Source organism: Streptococcus parasanguinis (assembly GCF_015556095.1).
In the GTDB taxonomy this organism is placed as follows: Bacteria; Bacillota; Bacilli; order Lactobacillales; family Streptococcaceae; genus Streptococcus; species Streptococcus parasanguinis_Q.
This window is the reverse complement of record NZ_JADNLT010000004.1, coordinates 121,734-141,613: the sequence shown is the minus strand read 5'-3', so window position 1 is coordinate 141,613 and position 19,880 is coordinate 121,734. Positions and strand designations below refer to the sequence as shown.

At 41.6% G+C, this 19,880-nt stretch carries 22 protein-coding genes; 2 read left to right on the top strand and 20 right to left on the bottom strand.

Going from position 1 to position 19,880, the window contains the following annotated elements; translation table 11 throughout:
- Positions 1-46: 46 nt before the first annotated feature.
- Positions 47-334: a WXG100 family type VII secretion target gene (locus I2E70_RS05830; protein ID WP_003016069.1), complete on the bottom strand. Its 288-nt coding sequence runs from the start codon at positions 332-334 to the stop codon at positions 47-49.
- A 477-nt stretch (positions 335-811) separates the two neighbouring features.
- Here I2E70_RS05830 and I2E70_RS05825 point away from each other — a divergent pair, with 477 nt between their 5' ends.
- Entirely contained in the window at positions 812-1,363 is a 552-nt protein-coding gene (locus I2E70_RS05825) for a hypothetical protein (protein WP_195423912.1), read from the top strand.
- Between the two features lie 54 nt (positions 1,364-1,417).
- Here the strand turns inward: I2E70_RS05825 and I2E70_RS05820 are convergent, their stop codons facing one another.
- The 19 genes from I2E70_RS05820 to I2E70_RS05730 all read right to left on the bottom strand — a co-directional run bounded on the left by I2E70_RS05820 (position 1,418) and on the right by I2E70_RS05730 (position 18,545).
- Positions 1,418-3,268, bottom strand: coding sequence for a proline--tRNA ligase (locus tag I2E70_RS05820; RefSeq protein ID WP_070594771.1), 1,851 nt, complete (start codon positions 3,266-3,268; stop codon positions 1,418-1,420).
- Between the two features lie 15 nt (positions 3,269-3,283).
- Entirely contained in the window at positions 3,284-4,543 is a 1,260-nt protein-coding gene (rseP, locus tag I2E70_RS05815) for an RIP metalloprotease RseP (RefSeq protein ID WP_070594770.1), read from the bottom strand.
- Positions 4,544-4,579: 36 nt separating this feature from the next.
- Positions 4,580-5,383, bottom strand: a complete 804-nt coding sequence (locus I2E70_RS05810; protein ID WP_023919527.1) for a phosphatidate cytidylyltransferase — start codon at positions 5,381-5,383, stop codon at positions 4,580-4,582.
- Positions 5,384-5,392: 9 nt separating this feature from the next.
- Entirely contained in the window at positions 5,393-6,142 is a 750-nt protein-coding gene (locus tag I2E70_RS05805) for an isoprenyl transferase (protein WP_003009971.1), read from the bottom strand.
- 154 nt (positions 6,143-6,296) lie between these two features.
- Positions 6,297-6,623, bottom strand: a complete 327-nt coding sequence (yajC, locus tag I2E70_RS05800; protein WP_003004444.1) for a preprotein translocase subunit YajC — start codon at positions 6,621-6,623, stop codon at positions 6,297-6,299.
- Between the two features lie 156 nt (positions 6,624-6,779).
- Positions 6,780-7,025: a hypothetical protein gene (locus I2E70_RS05795; RefSeq protein WP_003009969.1), complete on the bottom strand. Its 246-nt coding sequence runs from the start codon at positions 7,023-7,025 to the stop codon at positions 6,780-6,782.
- Between the two features lie 225 nt (positions 7,026-7,250).
- Positions 7,251-9,380, bottom strand: coding sequence for an AAA family ATPase (locus tag I2E70_RS05790; protein WP_195423909.1), 2,130 nt, complete (start codon positions 9,378-9,380; stop codon positions 7,251-7,253).
- 356 nt (positions 9,381-9,736) lie between these two features.
- The gene (locus tag I2E70_RS05785) at positions 9,737-10,036 is read right to left on the bottom strand and encodes a hypothetical protein (protein WP_070586354.1); all 300 of its coding nucleotides are present in this window, start codon (positions 10,034-10,036) and stop codon (positions 9,737-9,739) included.
- Positions 10,037-10,054: 18 nt separating this feature from the next.
- Positions 10,055-10,435: a hypothetical protein gene (locus I2E70_RS05780; protein ID WP_021154366.1), complete on the bottom strand. Its 381-nt coding sequence runs from the start codon at positions 10,433-10,435 to the stop codon at positions 10,055-10,057.
- The gene (locus I2E70_RS05775) at positions 10,414-12,009 is read right to left on the bottom strand and encodes a hypothetical protein (protein ID WP_195423906.1); all 1,596 of its coding nucleotides are present in this window, start codon (positions 12,007-12,009) and stop codon (positions 10,414-10,416) included. The genes I2E70_RS05780 and I2E70_RS05775 overlap by 22 nt, the downstream gene beginning before the upstream one ends.
- Complete coding sequence (locus I2E70_RS05770; RefSeq protein ID WP_155200103.1) at positions 11,999-12,394, bottom strand: DUF1310 family protein; 396 nt, start codon at positions 12,392-12,394, stop codon at positions 11,999-12,001. The genes I2E70_RS05775 and I2E70_RS05770 overlap by 11 nt, the downstream gene beginning before the upstream one ends.
- A 186-nt stretch (positions 12,395-12,580) precedes the next feature.
- A complete protein-coding gene (locus I2E70_RS05765; protein WP_195423903.1) occupies positions 12,581-12,979 on the bottom strand; it encodes a DUF1310 family protein in 399 nt (132 codons plus the stop codon).
- A gap of 107 nt (positions 12,980-13,086) precedes the next feature.
- A complete protein-coding gene (locus I2E70_RS05760) occupies positions 13,087-13,851 on the bottom strand; it encodes an amino acid ABC transporter ATP-binding protein (protein WP_155200102.1) in 765 nt (254 codons plus the stop codon).
- Positions 13,852-13,870: 19 nt separating this feature from the next.
- Complete coding sequence (locus tag I2E70_RS05755) at positions 13,871-14,557, bottom strand: amino acid ABC transporter permease (RefSeq protein ID WP_024056362.1); 687 nt, start codon at positions 14,555-14,557, stop codon at positions 13,871-13,873.
- Between the two features lie 3 nt (positions 14,558-14,560).
- On the bottom strand, positions 14,561-15,253 hold the full coding sequence (locus I2E70_RS05750) for an amino acid ABC transporter permease (RefSeq protein WP_155200101.1): 693 nt from the start codon (positions 15,251-15,253) through the stop codon (positions 14,561-14,563).
- Between the two features lie 66 nt (positions 15,254-15,319).
- On the bottom strand, positions 15,320-16,198 hold the full coding sequence (locus tag I2E70_RS05745) for a transporter substrate-binding domain-containing protein (RefSeq protein ID WP_023919545.1): 879 nt from the start codon (positions 16,196-16,198) through the stop codon (positions 15,320-15,322).
- A 26-nt stretch (positions 16,199-16,224) separates the two neighbouring features.
- Positions 16,225-17,226 (bottom strand): uroporphyrinogen decarboxylase family protein, encoded by a 1,002-nt coding sequence (locus I2E70_RS05740; protein WP_023919547.1) that lies wholly within the window; start codon positions 17,224-17,226, stop codon positions 16,225-16,227.
- A 99-nt stretch (positions 17,227-17,325) separates the two neighbouring features.
- A complete protein-coding gene (locus tag I2E70_RS05735) occupies positions 17,326-17,526 on the bottom strand; it encodes a hypothetical protein (RefSeq protein ID WP_023919548.1) in 201 nt (66 codons plus the stop codon).
- Positions 17,527-17,543: 17 nt separating this feature from the next.
- The gene (locus I2E70_RS05730; protein ID WP_023919550.1) at positions 17,544-18,545 is read right to left on the bottom strand and encodes a uroporphyrinogen decarboxylase family protein; all 1,002 of its coding nucleotides are present in this window, start codon (positions 18,543-18,545) and stop codon (positions 17,544-17,546) included.
- 435 nt (positions 18,546-18,980) lie between these two features.
- On the opposite strand from I2E70_RS05730, the gene I2E70_RS05725 reads away from it, so the two are divergent.
- On the top strand, positions 18,981-19,838 hold the full coding sequence (locus I2E70_RS05725; RefSeq protein ID WP_003004374.1) for a 5'-nucleotidase, lipoprotein e(P4) family: 858 nt from the start codon (positions 18,981-18,983) through the stop codon (positions 19,836-19,838).
- The last annotated feature ends 42 nt before the right edge of the window (positions 19,839-19,880 follow it).

The following is a 19,880-nucleotide window of genomic DNA, read 5'->3' as shown; positions in this document are numbered from 1 at the left end:
AAAGGGTGATCTACCTACAAGAAGTAAGATCACCTCCAAGACTATCTTAGTGGATTTGTGCAGCGATATCTTGGTCAGTTTGTTCAACGATATCAGCAACTTTGATCAATTGACCGTTGATGTCTTCCAACAATTGAGCGAATTGTTTGATTTTTGGAGACAATTCGTTGAATTGTGCTTCAAAGCTATCAAATGCAGATCCATCCCAGTTTGCGTCGATGACTTGTTGTTCATGAGTCAAAGTAGTAAGGATTTGATCGATTTCTTGAGAACCTTGTGCATAACGTTGTGCTGAAGCACGTAGGTCTTCTGGAGTTAATTTAATTTGAGCCATATTTTTCTCCTTTTGGGCTGATACCCTTATATTTTTTTCATAAACAATACATTTTAGTACGAATTAGTAAAATGCCAGATAACTGTATATTTTACCTTTTTCTCCCTGTTTGTATTATTTACTTAAAAATATCTTAATGAAATATTGCCAGAATGTCAAGTTTAGAGGGCTAACTGATAAAACATTGTAACTTTGTTACAATTGTGTAACATTTTGTCATAAAAGTGTAACATGTTTCCTGGATTCCTTGCCCCAGTAGTCTCTAACTAGTATTATTTCTGAGAAGAAAAGAAGACACTCTGTCCTTTTATATTAACTCAACACATAGATAAAAATTGTTGATTTTAGGTGTTTTTAAAAGCAAATTTTGAAGATTTTTGTATATTTTTTCATTTTTAAAACTTTTATGGTATAATGAAACCTGTTCAAAACTTGTTTCATACAAGATCGAACACCATTAACCTATAAGGAGTATATATGAAAAAATTTCTACTTGCCTCTGTCTGTCTACTAGCTCTTACCGCTTGTAGCCAAGGCCAACAAGGCAAAGGAACTACTGCCGCTTCTCCCAAGCAAGAGGCCACTCAAAACAAAAAGGAGCAAGTCCAAACAAAAACCTTTGTTAGTGACCTCGGCGATCACCACCAAAACAAAATTCAAATTGGCTACAAGAAAGAGGAAATTGTCTCTTTTACTTTCCTTAGTTTTGAACCCATTTCCTCAGATTTGCAAGACATGGATCTTCCTGAATTAAAGGAAATCTACCAAGAAGAATTAGAACATAGCGATATCTATAAAACCTTAAATGGTAAGCCTGGACTTAGCTTCCGCATTCAAATTTCAAAAGATAAACAATCCTATGCTAAAGTCTTACAGGCTGACTTCTCAAAAATCAAGAAAGATGAGTTTGCTACCATCTACGGAGATCAAGGGGAGGAAGAAAGAGCCGAGTTCAAGAAATACCTCAATGGCAAGCCCCAAGATCTCTTTACCTATTTCAAAGATCAAGGTCTCAAAGAAGAAAAATAAAAAGAGCTTCCTGAGTTTCATCACCACACTGGTGAGGGCTCAGAAAGCTTTTTCTTATTTGTTCAAGATTGAAAGAGTTTCAAGGAGATTGTCCGCATGAACTTCAATGGTATCTCCTGTCGCTTTGATTTTCACTTCAACGATGCCTTCAGCTGCTTTTTTACCAACTGTTACGCGGATTGGAAGTCCAATCAAATCACTATCGCTGAATTTGACACCAGCGCGTTCATTTCGGTCATCCACCAAGACTTCGTAGCCTTTATTCACCAAAGCTTCTTCGATCCGATTAGTCAAAGCAAGGCTTGCTTCATCCTTAACATTGACTGGAATCAAATGCACATCAAATGGCGCCAATTCTTTAGGGAAGTTAATTCCCCAAGCGTAACGGTACTCCCCTTTTGGAGTCTTATTGACAAAGAGGCGAGCATGTTGCTCCATAACGGCTGAAAGAAGACGGCTGACACCGATTCCGTAGCATCCCATGATGATTGGAACCGCACGACCGTTTTCGTCCAAGACATCTGCTCCCATGCTAGCGGAGTAGCGTGTGCCGAGTTTGAAAATGTGACCGATTTCGATCCCTCGTGCAAAGTTCAAGACCCCTTTCCCATCTGGTGAGATTTCGCCTTCACGAACTTCACGGATATCGACGTATTCTGCAGTAAAGTCACGTCCTGGGTTGACACCAGTCAAGTGGTAGCCTGTTTCATTGGCACCGACTACTGCATTGCGGCTGTCTTGGACCTTGCGGTCTGCGATAATCTTAACATTTTCAGGAAGATCTACTGGACCGAGAGAGCCAAAATCAGCTCCTAATAATTCTTTCACTTCCACTTCGGTTGCAGGTTCAAAGAAGTCTGCGCCGAGGTGGTTTTTCAACTTCACTTCATTGAGCTGATCATTACCTACGAGAAGGGCAACAACAGGCTCACCATCTGCGATGTAAACCAAAGTCTTGATAGTAGCTTCTTCTGGAACATTCAAGAATGCAGCTACTTCATCAATCGATTTGACACCTGGTGTTTCCACGCGCTTCACTTCTTCTTCTGCTACGACACGGTTACTTGGCTTGTATTCGTTAGTAGCCATTTCCAAGTTCGCAGCATAGGTTGATTCACTTGAATAGGCAATGGTATCTTCACCAGAGACCATCCATTTGAGCAATTCTGCTTTGATTTCTTCTTGAACTTCTGCTGGGATCTCGTCAAATGATGCAACAGACTTGTCTAACACCACCCAACGGTCAAGGTCTGTACGCGAAGGTGTAATGGCCATAAACTCTTGGCTATCTTTTCCACCCATGGCACCACCATCACCGATGATGGCTTTGTAGTCGATGCCACTGCGTGTGAAGATCCGCTCATAAGCTGCCTTGTATTCATCATAAATAACGTCCAAGCTATCGTAGTTGGCATGGAAACTGTAACCATCTTTCATGATGAATTCACGGGTCCGAAGAAGACCGTTCCGTGGGCGTTTTTCATCGCGGTATTTTGGTTGAATTTGGTAGAGATTCAACGGCAATTGTTTGTAAGATTTTACGGAGTCGCGCACAATAGCGGTAAAGGTTTCTTCGTGAGTTGGACCTAAGATAAAGTCAGATCCTTCACGGTTTTTCAACTTATAGAGGTCTTCCCCGTAAGTTTCGTAACGACCAGATTCACGCCAGAGATCCGCACTCAAAAGGGCTGGAGCAAGCATTTCTACTGCTCCAATTTTTTCAAATTCTTGGCGCATGATGCCTTTTGCTTTTTCAATCACTCGATTTGCTAAGGGCAGATAAGAATAGACACCAGCTGATACTTGGCGAACATAACCTGCACGCAACATCAAAGCATGGCTAATGACTTGGGCATCGCTTGGCATTTCGCGAAGCGTTGGAATCAACATTTTACTTTGTTTCATGGACAATATCCTTTTCTATTTCAAAAATAATTTCATAATATCATTCCAGGTGACAGCAATCATCAAAATAACCATTACAGCTACACCTGCAAGCGTCATATAGGTTTCTACTTCTTGTTTCAGTGGCTTTCTCCGGACGACCTCGATCAAATTGATCAAGATTTTTCCTCCATCCAAAGCTGGAATCGGGATTAGATTGAAGATCCCAATATTAATAGAGAGCATGGCCATAAGAGATAAGACTGCCGGAATCCCTAATTGAGCAGCTTGTGAGCTGGCATTGTAAATGGCAACCGGACCACCCAATTTATTGAGACTAAAGTGGAAAATGATATCTTTCAAAGCTCCCAAAATCCGTGTCGCTGTATTCCAGGTATCTGTAAAACCAGACAAGAGTTTATCCACAAATCCTGTCTTGAGGCCGTTTGTCACACCCAGATAGTAACGATTCCCTGACTTGGTTGGCTTTACTTTAACTTCTTTTTCTTGGCCGTCTGTTTTGACTTTCAGGGTCAATTCAGGAGCCGTCTTGCTGTCCTTGGTTGCTTTCTCAACAGCGTCTGTCAACTCATCCCAGTTGCTAACGGTATCGTTGTTGACTTGAAGGATCTGAACATTGCTTTTGACACCGACCTTAGCCAGCGCCCCATCAGGTGCCACCTGAACATTGTTGCTGTAGTAGTCAATCGCACCACCACGCATAAAGGCTAAAAGTGAGTAGACGACAATACTGAGGATAAAGTTGTTCATAGGACCCGCAAAGTTGGTGATCAAGCGTCCCCAAATGCTGGCATTCTGATACTGAACATCTCTCGGCGCAATCCGCACTTCTGTCCCATCTTCCTCAACGATGGTCGCATCATGATCGACATCATAAGTCTTGGTCTCATCGAGAACCAAGCCCGTAATTTCCAGTTTGTCTTCAAAGTCAAACTGGGTCACATTCATGGGAAGGGCTGTCTGATCCAGATTCTTTCCTGAAAGATTGATCCGGACAACCTTGCCAACCTCATTTAGCGTCAAGCTGACAGGCGTTCCGGTTTTAATCTCAGTTGTATCCTCACCCCAGCCAGCCATACGAACATAGCCACCTAAAGGTAGAATGCGAATGGTATAAGCTGTTCCATCTTGACCAATATGGGCAAAGATCTTGGGACCCATCCCGATCGAGAATTCTCGCACCAGGATGCCCGATTTTTTTGCAAAATAGAAATGACCAAACTCGTGAACGAGAACGATCACTCCAAAAATAACAATAAAGGCAATAAATTGCATCGTTCTATACGTGGTTTCCTTTCTATCTCTTCTGTCTTAGAACAAGCCCAAGAAATGCATCAAGGGAAAGACAAAAATCAAACTATCAAAGCGGTCTAGAACACCACCATGTCCTGGAATAAATTTCCCAGAATCTTTCACACCGAAATGGCGTTTAATCGCGCTCTCTACCAGATCTCCAAACTGACCTGCAATACTAAAGAGGATGGTAAAGAAGATCATAGCAAGAAAACCATGTCCACCTGCCACAGAGCGATCCACGATCATATAGATCACAGTTACCGCAACTGCAGACAAGATCCCCCCAAGACTGCCTTCAATCGTTTTATTAGGAGAAACCGCAGGCATGAGCTTGCGTTTCCCAAATCGGCTTCCTACCAGATAAGCACCTGAATCTGTAGCCCAGACAATAAAGAGGGCCAATAAGACCTTATCAATACCAGCGATTCGCGCATCTACTAAGGAATGGAAACCAAGTCCAACATAAAAGCTGGACGCAATGGGGTAGACCACATCTTCATAATTGTAATTCTGAGCAAGAACAGTTGTCCCCATGAGAATCAAGACAACCAGACCATAGGCAATCATATTGCCATCTGCTGGAAGGTAAGGGAGGTAGTCCTCGATCGGCAAAGTCAGGACGAAGGCCGCTAACATGGCTAGCGCTCCTTCAAAAGTCGCTGTCTCAAGCCCCTTCATCTTGAGCAATTCATGAACCCCTAGCATGGCGATCAAGCCAATCACAATCTGGAAGAACACCCCTCCAACCATTACTGTTGGAATGAAAAAGAGCAGGGCAATTCCTCCAAAAATCACACGTTTTTGTAAATCTTTCGTCATCATCTTCTCCTAAACACCACCAAATCTCCGATGGCGATGGCTATATTCTACTATGGCACTTCGTAGTGCTTCCTCTCCAAAATCTGGCCACATCACATCTGTGAAATACAACTCACTATAGGCCGCCTGCCAAGGAAGGAAATTACTCAAACGGATCTCTCCGCTGGTACGAATAATCAAATCTGGATCCCTTAGGACGCGTGGCAAACTCTCGGTATAGAGAGAATCTGCGATCATCTCTTCTGTGATATCTTCTGGACTGAACTTCGCATCCAAGACTTCTTGGGCGATCTGCTTCACGGCCTGAGTGATCTCAGCACGTCCACCATAATTGAGTGCGAAATTCAGGATCAAGCCTGTATTGAGATGGGTCATCGCTTCTGCTCTTTCCAAAGCCTCCAGCGTTTCTTTTGGTAATTTCTTGGTATCACCGATCATTTGAATCTTGACATTGTTGCGATGCAATTCGGGGACGAAACGATCATAAAACTCGACCGGCAAGTGCATGATGAACTTGACTTCATCTTCAGGGCGTGTCCAGTTTTCGGTCGAAAAGGCATAGACAGTCAGGACCTGAACCCCCATATTTTTTGCTGCAATCGTCACTTCTTGGAGAGCTTCCATCCCCGCCTTATGACCGAAGACGCGCGGTTGCATCCGCTTTTTCGCCCAGCGACCATTGCCATCCATAATGATCCCAATGTGTTTCGGGACTTCTAAAGGTATCTCGATTTTTTCTTTTTTCTTAAAACGAAACATGTTTTTCTACCTATTTCAATATTTATCGCTTCATTATACCATAAATCCCCATAAAATAGGGACTCTGGCCTCTTTTTCGAACCAGCAAGGCTTTCCTTCATCACATCGTCCTATTTGCCCACCAAAAAAGAGGCCTTTGCCTCTTCTTTGATGATTATTCTTCGATGGCTGAATCGGCATCTGAGCTAGCACCTTCTGTAGCAGTAGCTGAGATTCCTTCTGATACAGGAAGAACTGTTTTGATCGCTCCCAATTCAAAGGTCAGGTAGACACCATCAACATCCAAGACAACGGTCTTGCGGTCTGTGTCGACTTCATCGATGGTTCCGTACAAGCCACCAATCGTGATGACTTCATTTCCTTTTTGAAGTTTATTCAAACTTTCCATCCGTTTTTGGTACTGTTTCTTTTGGCTACGGCTCATGAAGTACATCAAACCGACCATAAGAACGAGCATAATTAGCAAACTTCCGCCTTGCATATGTTTCTCCTTTAATTTTCATATATGCTATACTATATCAAATTTCGCCCGTCTTTTCAAGTTTTCCCATCCTCTTCAAGTAAAATCAGACTCCAGTCTCAGAGAGGAGGCAAGTTTTGATGAAAAAGAAAAAAACCACGAAAAGTGGGCTACTGACTAGTCAATCGTAATGCCATACTTTTCATGATTCTCATCATACCAATCAATCAAGGCCAAAGCCGTTTGATAGGTAATATTTTTGATTTTACTCGTTCCCTTCGTCAAAGTCGCCAAGCTCATTTTGCTGATGTTTGTTTCAGTTGCGACACGATAGCTCGTCAAGCGACCGTCAACCATCAGTTGAACAACGGCTTCCACTTTTCTGTATTCGGGAGTTGAGTAGATATCAATTGTATTGCTCATCTTACTTCCATTCCTCAAATTTTATTCTTGTATAGATTATATACTTATTTTCTTTATTTATTAATAATTTTGCTCAAATTGGATTAATTTCACTAATTATTGATGTTTTTTTAGCTCAAATAGGAGGATTTTGGCCTTATACGGCGAATAATTTCCCCCAGGTGGGAAGAAAAAATAAAGACTGCTATATGATAGCAGTCTCTATTTTTCACAAACTAATTCGCCTTAATCTGCTTGTTTATCAGCGTTTTCTTCCTTCTTTGTGTCTTTTTCTCTGATCACAAGGACACCATCTTCCATGTCTGCTTCGAGATGTTTGGCATCCAAGTTATCCAAGTGGAAGTCTGTGACTTTGTCACGGATTTGTTGTTCAACTACCCGACGGAGTGGACGAACACCCATCACTTCATCATAACCTTCTTCAGTCATGTATTCTTTAGCTGCATCGCTCACTGCCAAGTCGATTTCTTTCTTAGAAAGGGTCTTATTGACATCTACCAACATCAAATCAACAATCTTAGAAAGATCTTCCTTGCTCAAGTGTGAGAATTCAATGACAGCGTTGAAACGGTTCAAGAATTCTGGACGGAAGTAAGGTTTCAAACGATCCATGAGTTCTGGTTTATCCGCATCTTCTGTCAAGTTGGCTTCGTAACCAAAGCCAGCGTTTGAAGTGGCGATAATCACAGTGTTCTTGAAGTTGACCGTGTTCCCTTGACCATCTGTCAAACGACCATCATCCAAGACTTGAAGGAGAAGGGTGATCACTTGAGGATCTGCCTTTTCAATTTCGTCAAGAAGGACGATTGAGTAAGGGTTACGGCGAACACGTTCTGTCAAGGTATTGCTGTTATCATCGTAACCAACATAACCAGCTGTTGTACCAATCAATTTAGAAACGGCTGTGCGGTCGCTGTATTCTGACATGTCCAAACGGATGATGGCATCTTTGGTTCCGAACATATCAAGAGCCAATTGTTTAGCCAACTCAGTTTTACCAACACCAGTAGGACCTACAAAGAGGAAGCTACCGATTGGACGGTTCCCTTCGTCAAATCCTGCACGGTTCCGACGGATAGCACGCGCTACTGCTTCAACGGCTTTATCTTGACCGATAACCTTAGTTTGCAAACGGTGACCCATATCTTTCAAACGTTCGATATCAGTTGCACCCATTTGAGACACTGGAATACCCGTCATCCGTTCTACAGATTCAGCCACATCGTTGATTGTTGCTGTTACTTTATGGTCTTCCGTATGATTAGCAATTTTCTTTTCAAGTTCTTCGATTCGAACTTTTGCTTTCAAAGCTGCTTCGTAATCTTCTTTAGCCGCAGCTTCTTCTTGTTTGGTTTTTTCTTCTTCAATTTCATGTTCCACAGCATGAACATCCGTTACTGGATGTTGGGCTGCCAAGTGAGCAGCTGTCACATCGACTAAGTCAATGGCCTTATCAGGCAAGCTACGTTGTGGAATGTATTGGATCGAATAATCAACCGCTGCTTTCAAAACTTCATCTGGCAAGATGACATTGTGGTGTTTTTCATAAAGATCACGGATCCCTTGGAGGATCTTGAAAGTATCTTCGGCTGATGGAGCATTGACTTTCACTTCGTTGAAACGACGAGCAAGAGCCGCATTCTTCAAGATGGTGTTACGGTATTCATCTTGAGTCGTTGCCCCAATGACTGTCAATTCCCCACGTGAAAGAGCAGGTTTGATGATATCCGCAAGACCTTTAGATCCTTGACCATCACCTGTGCTACCTGCACCAAGGATTTGATGGATTTCATCAAAGAAGAGAATAACATTTCCCATAGCCTTGACTTCTTGGATCAGATTTTGAATATTTTCTTCAAAGCTACCACGGTATTGCGTACCAGCTTCTAGACCAGAAATATCAATCGAGATGATTTCTTTGTTCTTGATAGCAGCTGGAACATCCCCGTTCACAATAGCTTGTGCCAAACCTTCTACAACTGCTGTTTTACCAACACCGGCATCCCCTACAAGGACAGGATTGTTCTTGGTACGACGAGACAAGATTTCAGCAGTTTCTTGAATTTCTTTATTACGTCCGATGACTGGATCCAATTTTCCTTCACGAGCTTCTTCGGTCAAGTTGCGACCAAGTTTTGCAAGGATCCCATCTTGTTTCATTCCTTTACCTTGATGGTGTTGCACTTGCTCGCTTCCTTCATTTGGAAGTTGACCGGTTTGACGGTAAATAGCGAATTCTTCAGGTGTCACTTCACGACCGTTGATCATGTAGCGACGGCTTTCAGAACGAAAACCACCCATGTTTCCCATTAGTTGATTGAAAAGATCATCCATATTGTTAAAGTTGTTATTCATATTGTGTACCTCTAATTTACATAATTTTAATTCATTCTTGAAAATTAGCAGACCAATTGACTGCCGTTTGATTGTTTACATAATTTTAATTCATTTATTTAATAATAGCCCTACAGGCTAACAGTTTCTATTTTTCCTTTTATCAATTAGTTGTCTTAATTTTGGAAATAGCATATCACCATCTCCTTTCCACTATTGATCTTGTAAACTAGTAGGTTTTTTCAACCTCTTTTTGTTTACATAAATTATTATAACGCAGACTGATTTCTTTGTCAACACTTTTTTACATAATTTTTTAAATTTATTAAAAAATCTGGATGTCACTCCAGATTCCATATTTAAATAGAAGTTCTTGGCTAGATAGATTTAAATTTACCAGCTTTTTCTTGAATAGCTGTCTGTACATTTTTAGCAAATTGCCCCACCATGGATTGGTCTAGTTGCTTCCCGACCACTTGGACGTCTTCTTCAGCTACTGTTGCAATCGCAGTCAAGCCATCATTGTAACGCTTCTCAACTCCTGCCTTGCAGGTCAATAAAACGGGCGCATAGACAACCCGGATTAAATCTTTTTCAAGTTTCTTTCGGCTTTCGATGATCCTCATCTTATCTTTCATATCTAAATCAAAGAAATCTTTGACTGGACTATCACCCATACTTCCTCCTCTTCTATACTATGAAACTTTATCTTGTGCAAACTCCTCTTCCAGTTGGCGTCTATCTTTCCGGTAGGATTGCCATAAATTCTCTTCCTCGATTTCGATCTGTTTTAAAGCTACTTGTGCAGCTTCTCTAGCTTCGATATCATACTCTTCGATACAGCGATGGAGGGACTCCCATCCACAACTGTTATCAACTTCCTGCTCTTGTAAGAAGGAAGCTGCCATCGCATACTCTTCTTCCAGCATCTGGGTGAAGAGCTGCTGTTTTCTTTCCACTAGGCAACGCTTTTCATCTAGCTCCAAGCGCGCTTTTTGGAACTCTCTTTCCAAGTGATCTAGTTTCTTTTCCTTTTTTGAAAGAGTAGATGAAATTAATAAGCTAGTTGTTCCCACTGGTTCATTTCTCCTGCTATTTTTTGATCTTTTGCTTTTAAGAGCTCAATTCCTGCATTCACTTGCTCGTTTAAAGCATGAAATTCATTCGATAAGGACTGATATGCAGCCAAACGATTGTCGAACCTTTCTCTTACTTGAGTGACAACTGTTTGCCTTGTTGCACCAGCCTGTGCATAGGCCTCTTCTACTTCGGAAAGATTGAGAATGAAGCCTTTCGGAACGGTCTGTAATACTTTCTCCAAAGCTTCTAAATCTGTATCCAGTCGTGCCTTAGATTTCTGAGCTTGCTCCAGCCCTTCATCCACTACTCGAATCAGCTCATCAGAAGCCAAGCGTGCCTGCAAGGCATCGAGATAGATTTGTTCACTCGAACTCAGTCCACCACCTGTTTTTTGTAATTTATCCTTTAGGCGATAGTAAACCTTCATCCGCTCTTCAATGATTTCCTTGCGAGTGATGGCTTCCGTTCCCTTTTCAAGAACCAAATTCCCATCCTTATCATAGATATAACCATGCATCATGTGCTGCAGGCCAGTATTTATCAAATTTTTAGTTTTGAGGTGCTTGACAATCCCACTGGATTCCTTGCTTCCAGAATCCTGATAGCCCAAGCTAACCAAATCTTTATGGTCAATGTGGTTGTAAATTTTGTACTTCAGCGAATCTATACGCGATTTTTGCTCGGGTGTTAAGATGGAATAGGCATTAGGGCCATTGTATAGATGGACAGTCCCAATATGAGAAGCTTCCTCTTCCGTCAAACAGGCAAGCGCATACTGAATATTCATAGACCCCAGAGAGTGACCGTATAGATCGATCTTGGCATTGGGGTATTTTCGGATCACCTCTTTCAAATGAGCTGCAGCATCTTTAAACTGCGGAGGCGGGAAAGTACCGTTTTCATCATTGTATTTTTTTAAAAAAGCAGCTCCCATTAAAGCAGGAAATTTAACCTGTTCTTCGGCTGTTCTTTCTGCAAAAAAGCCGACCGCATCTGATGCTTTTTCCTGTATGAAATTGCTGACAGGATTGTCCATCGCTTTTTGTATGAACCTACCTAAGGGAGTGGCCTCCGGTGGAAGATTAACAGATGTAGGAATAATTGCATCTTCAAAAGCTTCTACAGCATTGTTAAAACCATTTTTAGCCTTATCTCGCGCATAATTCTTCGCATATTCTGTTGCATACTCGCTTGCACCACCAGGGTTCAAAATATTGGAAGCTGCTGGCAAATCTGTCTTTACCCAATCCGTATATGTATCATGGAGTAATTTTTGTGTACTTATTTCAGTTTCAGATCCCTTCATCAAGACAGTCACGTCATGGATTTGGGCACGTTCTTCATCTGAAGCAGTATAGGGGACTGGATCTTGTTCAACACCCTTGCCACTATCCGTTAGTACGAAGACTTGTTCTTCATTGCCATTTACACTATCATAAATGTGAGAAACATTACCAACATATTCACTACCTTCTTTAATTTTTTGATTTTTTCCTAATTTTAATGATCTATATTCAATTAATGATGCTTCTACATGCTGTCTGTCTGAAAAATTTGTGTTATTTACCATATTCATCTCCCCTCAGTAAACGACTTAACTCTGCAGAAATACCATAACTTCCAGCCTCAAATTCTCCCGAATCTTCCATATGAACAGTAGTATCAATAGTTAGTTTTTCATCATTATTGACTTCCAAATATACATTCATCCCACCCATTGGATTGTATTCCAATTGATTTTCCAAGATTTTATACGAGTGTATTTTCCCCTGCGGAGTTAATGCTTCAGGATCAATATCCTTTAACATATTTTCAATCGCTACCTTCATCTTCTTACTCTCCGCGATTTGAATCATTTCTTGTTTCTTGGCAGATTGTCCATTAAAAAAGCTACAGCCTCCTAAGCTCAGGCTAAATACTACCATTATCAACACAATAAATTTACTTTTTTTCATCTTCTTCCCATTCTTTCTTCAGGTTTCTTAGAATTTATTATACAAAATTCTATTCATACCTGAAATGTTACTTTTGTTAAAAAATGTTGCCAAATCGTTACAAGCACTAGCTATTGATGTAACATACCAGCTTTGATCCAGAATTGTTTCTATTTACCTATATTAGGGGTGTTTACCTGAATGAGTTTATTTCCCAGCATCTTCTGCTTCACTTAACAGATCATCTAATCTTGCTGAAATACCATAACAAGCTACTTCGAACTGTCCTGAATCTTCCATTTGAACAGTCGTATCGATCGTTAACTTTTTATCGCCATTGATAACGAGAGAGACATTCATCCCTCCCATTGGATTGTATTCCAATTCACCTTTTATCAGGGTATAGGAGTGAATGACTCCTTCTGAAGTGAAAGCTTTCGGATCGATACTGATTAACAAGTGTTTTATCGCTCGCTCCATTTTCGTACTTTCTGCGATCTGAATCATTTCCTTTCTCTCAGCAGCTTTATCCGTAAAAAGACTGCAACCTCCTAGAAACAAAGTCAGTAAGAATAGTAGTACAAATCGTTGTTTTTTATCAGTCATATTTCCCTCTCACTTATATTATTCGTAATGATTTTTAAAAAATGAGCCAATTTTTAAAAATTTTTTCCAGAACCTAAAAAACACACCCTTACTAGGTGTGTCTCTTGTTAAATCATGTATTCGACGCTATAAGTAGCATCAGATAAAATCCGTGAAAGGAATTGTTTGGTTCGCTCTTCCTTTGGACTATTAAAGAATTCATGCGGTTCATTTTCTTCGATGATGTGTCCGCCATCCATAAAGATAACGTGGTTTGCCACATCACGCGCAAAGCCCATCTCATGGGTTACGACAACCATGGTCACTCCTTCTTGGGCCAATTGCTTCATGACATCTAAGACATCACCGACCAACTCTGGGTCTAGCGCTGAAGTCGGTTCGTCCAGCAAGATCACGTCTGGTTTGACCGCGATAGCACGCGCAATCCCGATCCGTTGCTGCTGACCACCTGACAATTGAGAAGGATAGTAATCCTTATAAGCGAGGAGGCCGACTTTTTCAAGGGCGGATTCTGCCCGTTGGATGGCTTCTTCTTTTGGAATCTTCCGAGCCACAATCAGGCCCTCTAAGATATTTTCAATCGCTGTTTTATTAGCGAAGAGATTGTAATGCTGGAAGACAAAGGCTGTCTTTTGGCGGATTTCTAGAATCTCTTTTTTGCTGAGTTTTGAGAGGTCATACTCTTTTCCACCTAGGGTTAGGTGACCTGTATCTGCCTTTTCCAAGTGATTGAGGCAGCGAAGGAAGGTTGTTTTTCCTGATCCAGATGGCCCCAAAATAACGACGACATCCCCTTGGTTGACCTTGAGATTAACATCCACCAGCACTTGGTGGTCCTTAAATTTTTTCGATACGTGTTCTACTTCTAACATCTTCTTATTTCTCCTTCTTCTATGCGAGTGTCAGGCGTTTTTCTAAGCGATTGAATCCCCACTGAATCACTCCACAAATGACAATATAAAGAATAAAAATCACTAGATAGGATTCAAAATATTGATAGCCATAAGAGGCTTCGACCTTGGCAATTGCGGTAATATCCTTGATGGTCATGACAAAGACAAGGGAAGTTCCTTTGACCAAGTTGATAACCAAGTTACACAAATTAGGAAGGGCTGCACGCAAGGCTTGTGGAAAAACAATGCGGATATAGGCTTGGCGATTGGTCAAACCGATGGCTTGCGCTGCTTCAAGCTGGCCCTTATCCACCGTCAGAATAGCTGACCGTAGAATTTCAGCAAGACTCCCCGTTGTCATCAAGCTAAAGATGATAAAGGCATAGTAAATGGGATTGATCTCAAAGACATTAAAGTGACTGCCAATACTCTTAAAAAAGCTATTTAAGAGGCTGGGAAAGAGACTATAAAAGAAGAGAATCAAGAGAATCGGAGGCGTCGCGCGGATAAAGGCTAAGTAAATCACTGAGAAACTGCGAACACCTTTGACCTTATAGATCTGACCGAGTGCCAAAAAGAGGGCTGGAAAGAAACTCAAAAGAATCGATACGACCATGATCAGAAGGGTCACTGGAACACCACCCAAGGTGGCTAGAAATGCTTTACTAATAAAATTGAAATCCATAAGCTACCTTTCTGTTACACTGAGTCGTTTCTCAAGGAGTTGAGCGGAGAAGGAGATCACAAGGGCAATTGCCCAGTAGATCACTGCTACGGCTGTATACGTCTCAAGGGAATAATTTCCGAGATTGCGGCTGATCAAATTATTTCCTGCTCCCATGATATCGATAAAGCCAATAGTATAAGCCAAAGCGGCGTCGCGCATGAGGTTCAAGATAGCCGTCGTCATATTTGGAAGAGCCACGCGAAAGGCTTGGGGAAGGACAATCCGCCAAATGGTTTGAGCTGGCGTCAAGCCGATACTCAAGCCAGCCTCCATCTGACCTTTGGGAATGGCCAAATAGGCTGCCTTAAAGACCTCAGAAATCATCGCGGCAAAGAGAAGAAACATGGCCACAAGGACAAAGACAAACTTGGACCAGTGGTCAATGTCAATGCCCAACCACCAGTTCAAAAATTGGGGCAGTCCATAAAAGACCAAAAAGAGCAAGACAATTGGAGGGGTACAACGCAAGGTAAAGACATAGCCTTTTGCCAGACTTGCTCCTACCTTCTCTTCTGATACTTGTGCCCAAGTCAAAACCAAGCCAAATGCAGAACCAAGAAGCGTCGTTAACACCATCAAAGCTAAGGTCGCTGGTAGAGCTTGGACCAAGGTTGGAAGAAATGACCAGACCTTGGAAATGTCGTATGAGACCATGTTTCTTTTCCTTTCTGTATCCGGATAGAAATAAGGAAGCTGGGGCTATGCGCACCCAGTTCCATCTTATTTCTCTTTATCTACATAACTGAAGACATCTTCACCGAAATATTTTTTCGACAATTTAGCAAGTGTCCCATCTTTTTCCAATTCTTTGATAGCCTTGCTGTATGCTTCCGCAAATTTTTCGTTTTTCTTATCCTTATGGATCAATGGGTAAGTTGGAATTCCTTTGTAGGCAAACCAGCTAAGTTTGTCCGCGTATTGGTGGTAAGAACCATCTTTATCTGTGACAGCTTTTTCAAAGGAAAGTTTGATGTCAAAGAAGGCATCGTAACGTCCTTCAAGAACCCAAGCATAGGCATCTGCGACTTTGAAAGATTCCGCAGCTGTTAATTCGATTTGTTGGTCCTTATGCTTTTCATTGTATTCTTTAATAACATTCCACTGCGCATTTTGTGGTGAAATTGGAACCAATTTTCCTTTTTCTTTAGCGAAGTCATCGATGTTCTTGTATTTATTCGCATCTTCTTTCCGTACGGTAAATCCGATGATACTTGCTCCAATTGGTTCTTTTGGAATGATAAATTTCTTAGCACGTTCTTCGGTATACCAAGCTCCTTTGGTTCCGATATCGTATTTACCAGATTCTAGACCGATTAAGAGATCGTCATCACTTGTTCCAGTGTACTCAAACTTGTAGTCTGGTAGTTTTTCGTCAATGGCTTTGAGAACGGCTACTTCATAGCCATCTGATTCTCCTTTTTCATCAACGAAATCATACGGTACATAGTTTTGAGTGTGGGCTACTTTCAAGGTTGTTACCTTGTTCGTTCCTGTTGAGCCTTTGCTGTCGTTTGCATGGTTCAAGCTCCGTCCAAGAATGGTTGCACCTGCAATGGCAAGTACTGCTACCCCACCGATAATCCATGTTTTTTTACTCATACTCTGTTCTCCCTTTTCTATTTTCCTTATTCTGCTGCAGCTTCACGAACCCATTCGATTCGTTCTTCATCAATGTCACTTGGAATCGTACAATCCGCACCGATGACCAAGCCTGTGGTTCCGGTTTCTGCGATGATGCGTTTGGTTTCTGCTTGGATCGCAGCCTTATCTCCTGTGTAAAGAAGACCATTTTTACCATTTTCAAAGCCACCAAGAACCGTGCGTCCACCGAAGATTTCGCGTCCTTCTGCTAGGCTGATTCCTTCTGGTCCGACTGCCCAGTTAATGACTTGGGCTGGGTAGTCTGTGAAGAGATAGATATCATTGCGAGCTCCTTCGTAGCCACAGATATGAAGAATATTTACGCCACCGGCTTCATTGGCCGCCTCTAAGACATGGAGTTCACTCGGTGCAATAATGTTTTTATAGACTTCTTGTGTAACCCGCGCATCTTGGATACTTTGAACACTGAGGTAGATCCCGTCTGCTCCTGCTTCTTTAATGATGCGTTGGCTCAAACTTGCAATATCTTGGCCAATTGTATCCAATACTTTTTTAAGAGTTGCTGCATCTTGATCGATAAAGTTGGCGATCAAGTCATCTCCTCCTGAAACTTCTCCGACCAACCATTTGAAGTAGGTCACCGGAGCAAAGATATTGTAGATAGCCACAATGTCTTCTTCAAAACCGGCACGGATTTTTTTAACGAGCTCTACTTGCTCTGTGATCCATGGATGATCTGCTCCGAGTGGTTCAATCCCTGCTAAGTCAGAGATGTTTTCAAGGCCTTTGTGAATGGCTGGATTTGGATAAGCAAAGTAACCATCACTCATGAGTTTGACAAAGTCTGGTTTGACCTTGTGAAGGAAGTTTTTATGGCCATTGAGGTTTTTTTCAATAATTTCCGGATTTGAAAATCCTTTCAACCATTCTTCTTCTGTTGTAAAATGATGCCAAAATCCAACTGGCACACGGTCGACTGCTTCTCCTTTGAAAGCTTTTAACACTAATTCTCTTTTTGATGACATGTTCTTACCTCGTTCTAATCTTTTCTTGTTTGTTATCTTATCACTTCGATAATTGTTTGACTAATATATATTTTTTATCAAGCTCTTCATCTTTTTTTATCACTGATCTTCAAGGAGTAGAATTCCTGCTAGGTCAGATGGGCGGATGAGGGAGAAACTATGAGCTGGAATCTTCTCCAGTCTTGCCATATCTGGATCTTTTTTTGCTTTCCCCTGACTGCTTGCTAGAGCTACTTTACTGAGCCCTAGAAGCAAAAACAAAACGGTTACCAGGATACACCATACATCGATTTTTTTCATCTCCCTCTCCTTTCTTCTTACAATACAGCTGCTTGACGTACCCAATCTAAGCGTTCCAATTGGAAATCATCTGGCACGGTACAGTCTGCTCCAAGAATCAAACCACGGCTTCCGGCTTCAGCCACCAAGCGACGCGTTTCTTGCTCAATAGCTTCTCGTTCCCCTTGGTAGAGCAAACCTTTCTTGCCGTTGACAAAGCCACCCAAAACGGCACGATCGCCGAAAAGTTTACGACCTGCGGCTAGGCTCAGACCTTCATGATGGGTCGCCCAGTTAATGACTTGAGCTGGATAATCCTTGAAGAGCTCCACTTCATTGCTGGCCCCTTCAAAACCACAAATATGAAGGATATTGATGCCTCCAGCTTCATTGGCTGCTTCTAGGACAGCGATGCTGCTAGGCTCAATGAACTTGCGGTATTCTTCATCTGTCACACGCTCATCTTGGATCTGCTGGGTTGAAAAGTAAATACCTTCAATACCTGCTTCTTGGATCAAGCGACGACTTAAAGTAGCGATGTCTCCTGCAATCACGTCAAGGACATGAGCTAAAGTTTCTGGATCTTCCTTGATAAAGTCTGCAATCACTTGGTCTCCACGAGATTGGTCCGTACGGAACCAGCGTTTCAAATAAGAAATGGGCGAGAAGATATTGTAGAAAGAAGCAATCTCTTCATGGAAATGAGAACAAATTTCCTTGACCACCTCGATTTGTTTTTCAATCCATGGATGATGCTCTCCAATCGGTTGAATATCCTTCAATTCTCGGATCGATTGGATCTCTCTCGAATAAAGAGCACTCGGATAGCGGAAGAAGCCATCACTCATGATCTTGACAAAATCAGGTGAAATTTCTTCTACATAGTGTTGGTGGCCCTTAATACTTTTTTCTACTACAGCCGGATTGTCTAGACCCAATTCTTTTTCTTCTTGGGTCACATAATGGAGCCAAAATCCTACAGGGATTCGCTCTACTGTTTCGCCTCGAATGGCACGAAGAACCAATTCTTTTTTACTCATACTGTACATCCTCCTCAATATTTCTCCAACAGAAAGACTGACTGCTTTCCTTCTGGAATTTGTAACCATGATATCACCTCAAAAAGTAGCTGACTAATATATTTTCCCTATCAAGGCCTTAAAATTTCTTTATTGAGAAAGGCATCAAAAAAACGCAAGCCCTTGAAAATAGGGACTTGCGAGTATCTTTCTTTATTGTTTCATTTTAGAAGAAAAGGGATGCTTTGATCTTTTCTTGATCCGGTTATAGCAGAAAACTATATCCCTTCTTTTAAAGGAAAAAATAGCATATGTTGAGGCGAAGAAACCTTTCATAGCAGCGTTTTTCCTTCTTTTTTCTTTTCACCGATTCCTAGACACCTTCTTCTCTTTCTTGTCAGGCAAGATTGAAAGGAGTATAATTTTTATAGAATAATTTTAAGGAGTGTACGGTTTATGAAAACAACAAAAACCACCTTTACCATCGTTTCTGCTCTTGCTTCTGTCATTTTACTGACGAGTTGTGGAAGCAACACCACTAAAACGCAAGAGACAAAAGCAAGTAGCACTAAAAATCAGGTGACGATGACCTATGATCAGCAGCGCTCACAAGAAAATACCATGTCTGTTCTCTGGTACCAAAAGGCAGCAGAAACCAAGGCTTTGTATTTACAAGGCTACAATGTCGCTACTGACCGTTTGAAAGAGATCCTCCAAACTCCTTCTGATAAGCCTTATTCCATCGTCTTGGATTTGGACGAAACTGTTTTAGACAACAGCCCTTACCAAGTTCAAAACGTCAAAGATGGTACGGCCTTCAATCCTAAAGATTGGGATGTTTGGGTGAAAAAAGCAGCCGCAAAAGCGGTGCCAGGTGCCAAAGATTTTCTTCAATATGCGGATCAAAACGGGGTTCAAATCTACTACATTTCTGACCGTACAACCTCTCAAGTAGATGATACCATCAAGAACCTTGAAAAAGAAGGCATTCCTGTTCAAGGACGTGACCACCTCATGTTCTTAGAAGATGGCGTCAAATCAAAAGAAGGCCGTCGCCAAGCTGTACAAGAAAAGACCAATCTTGTCTTGCTCTTCGGGGACAACCTGGTTGACTTTGCAGATTTTTCCAAGACCTCTGAAGCTGATCGCGACAAGAAATTGGACGAATTGCAAAAAGAATTTGGTGAAAAATTCATCATCTTCCCAAATCCAATGTATGGATCATGGGAATCTGCTGTTTACCAAGGTAAAAAACTAGATGCCAAGGGACAAACAGAAGAACGCCTCAAAGCCTTGCAAGGTTTTGACAAATAAAGCAAACATCCTCGCTAGGAAAAACCTAACGAGGATGTTTTT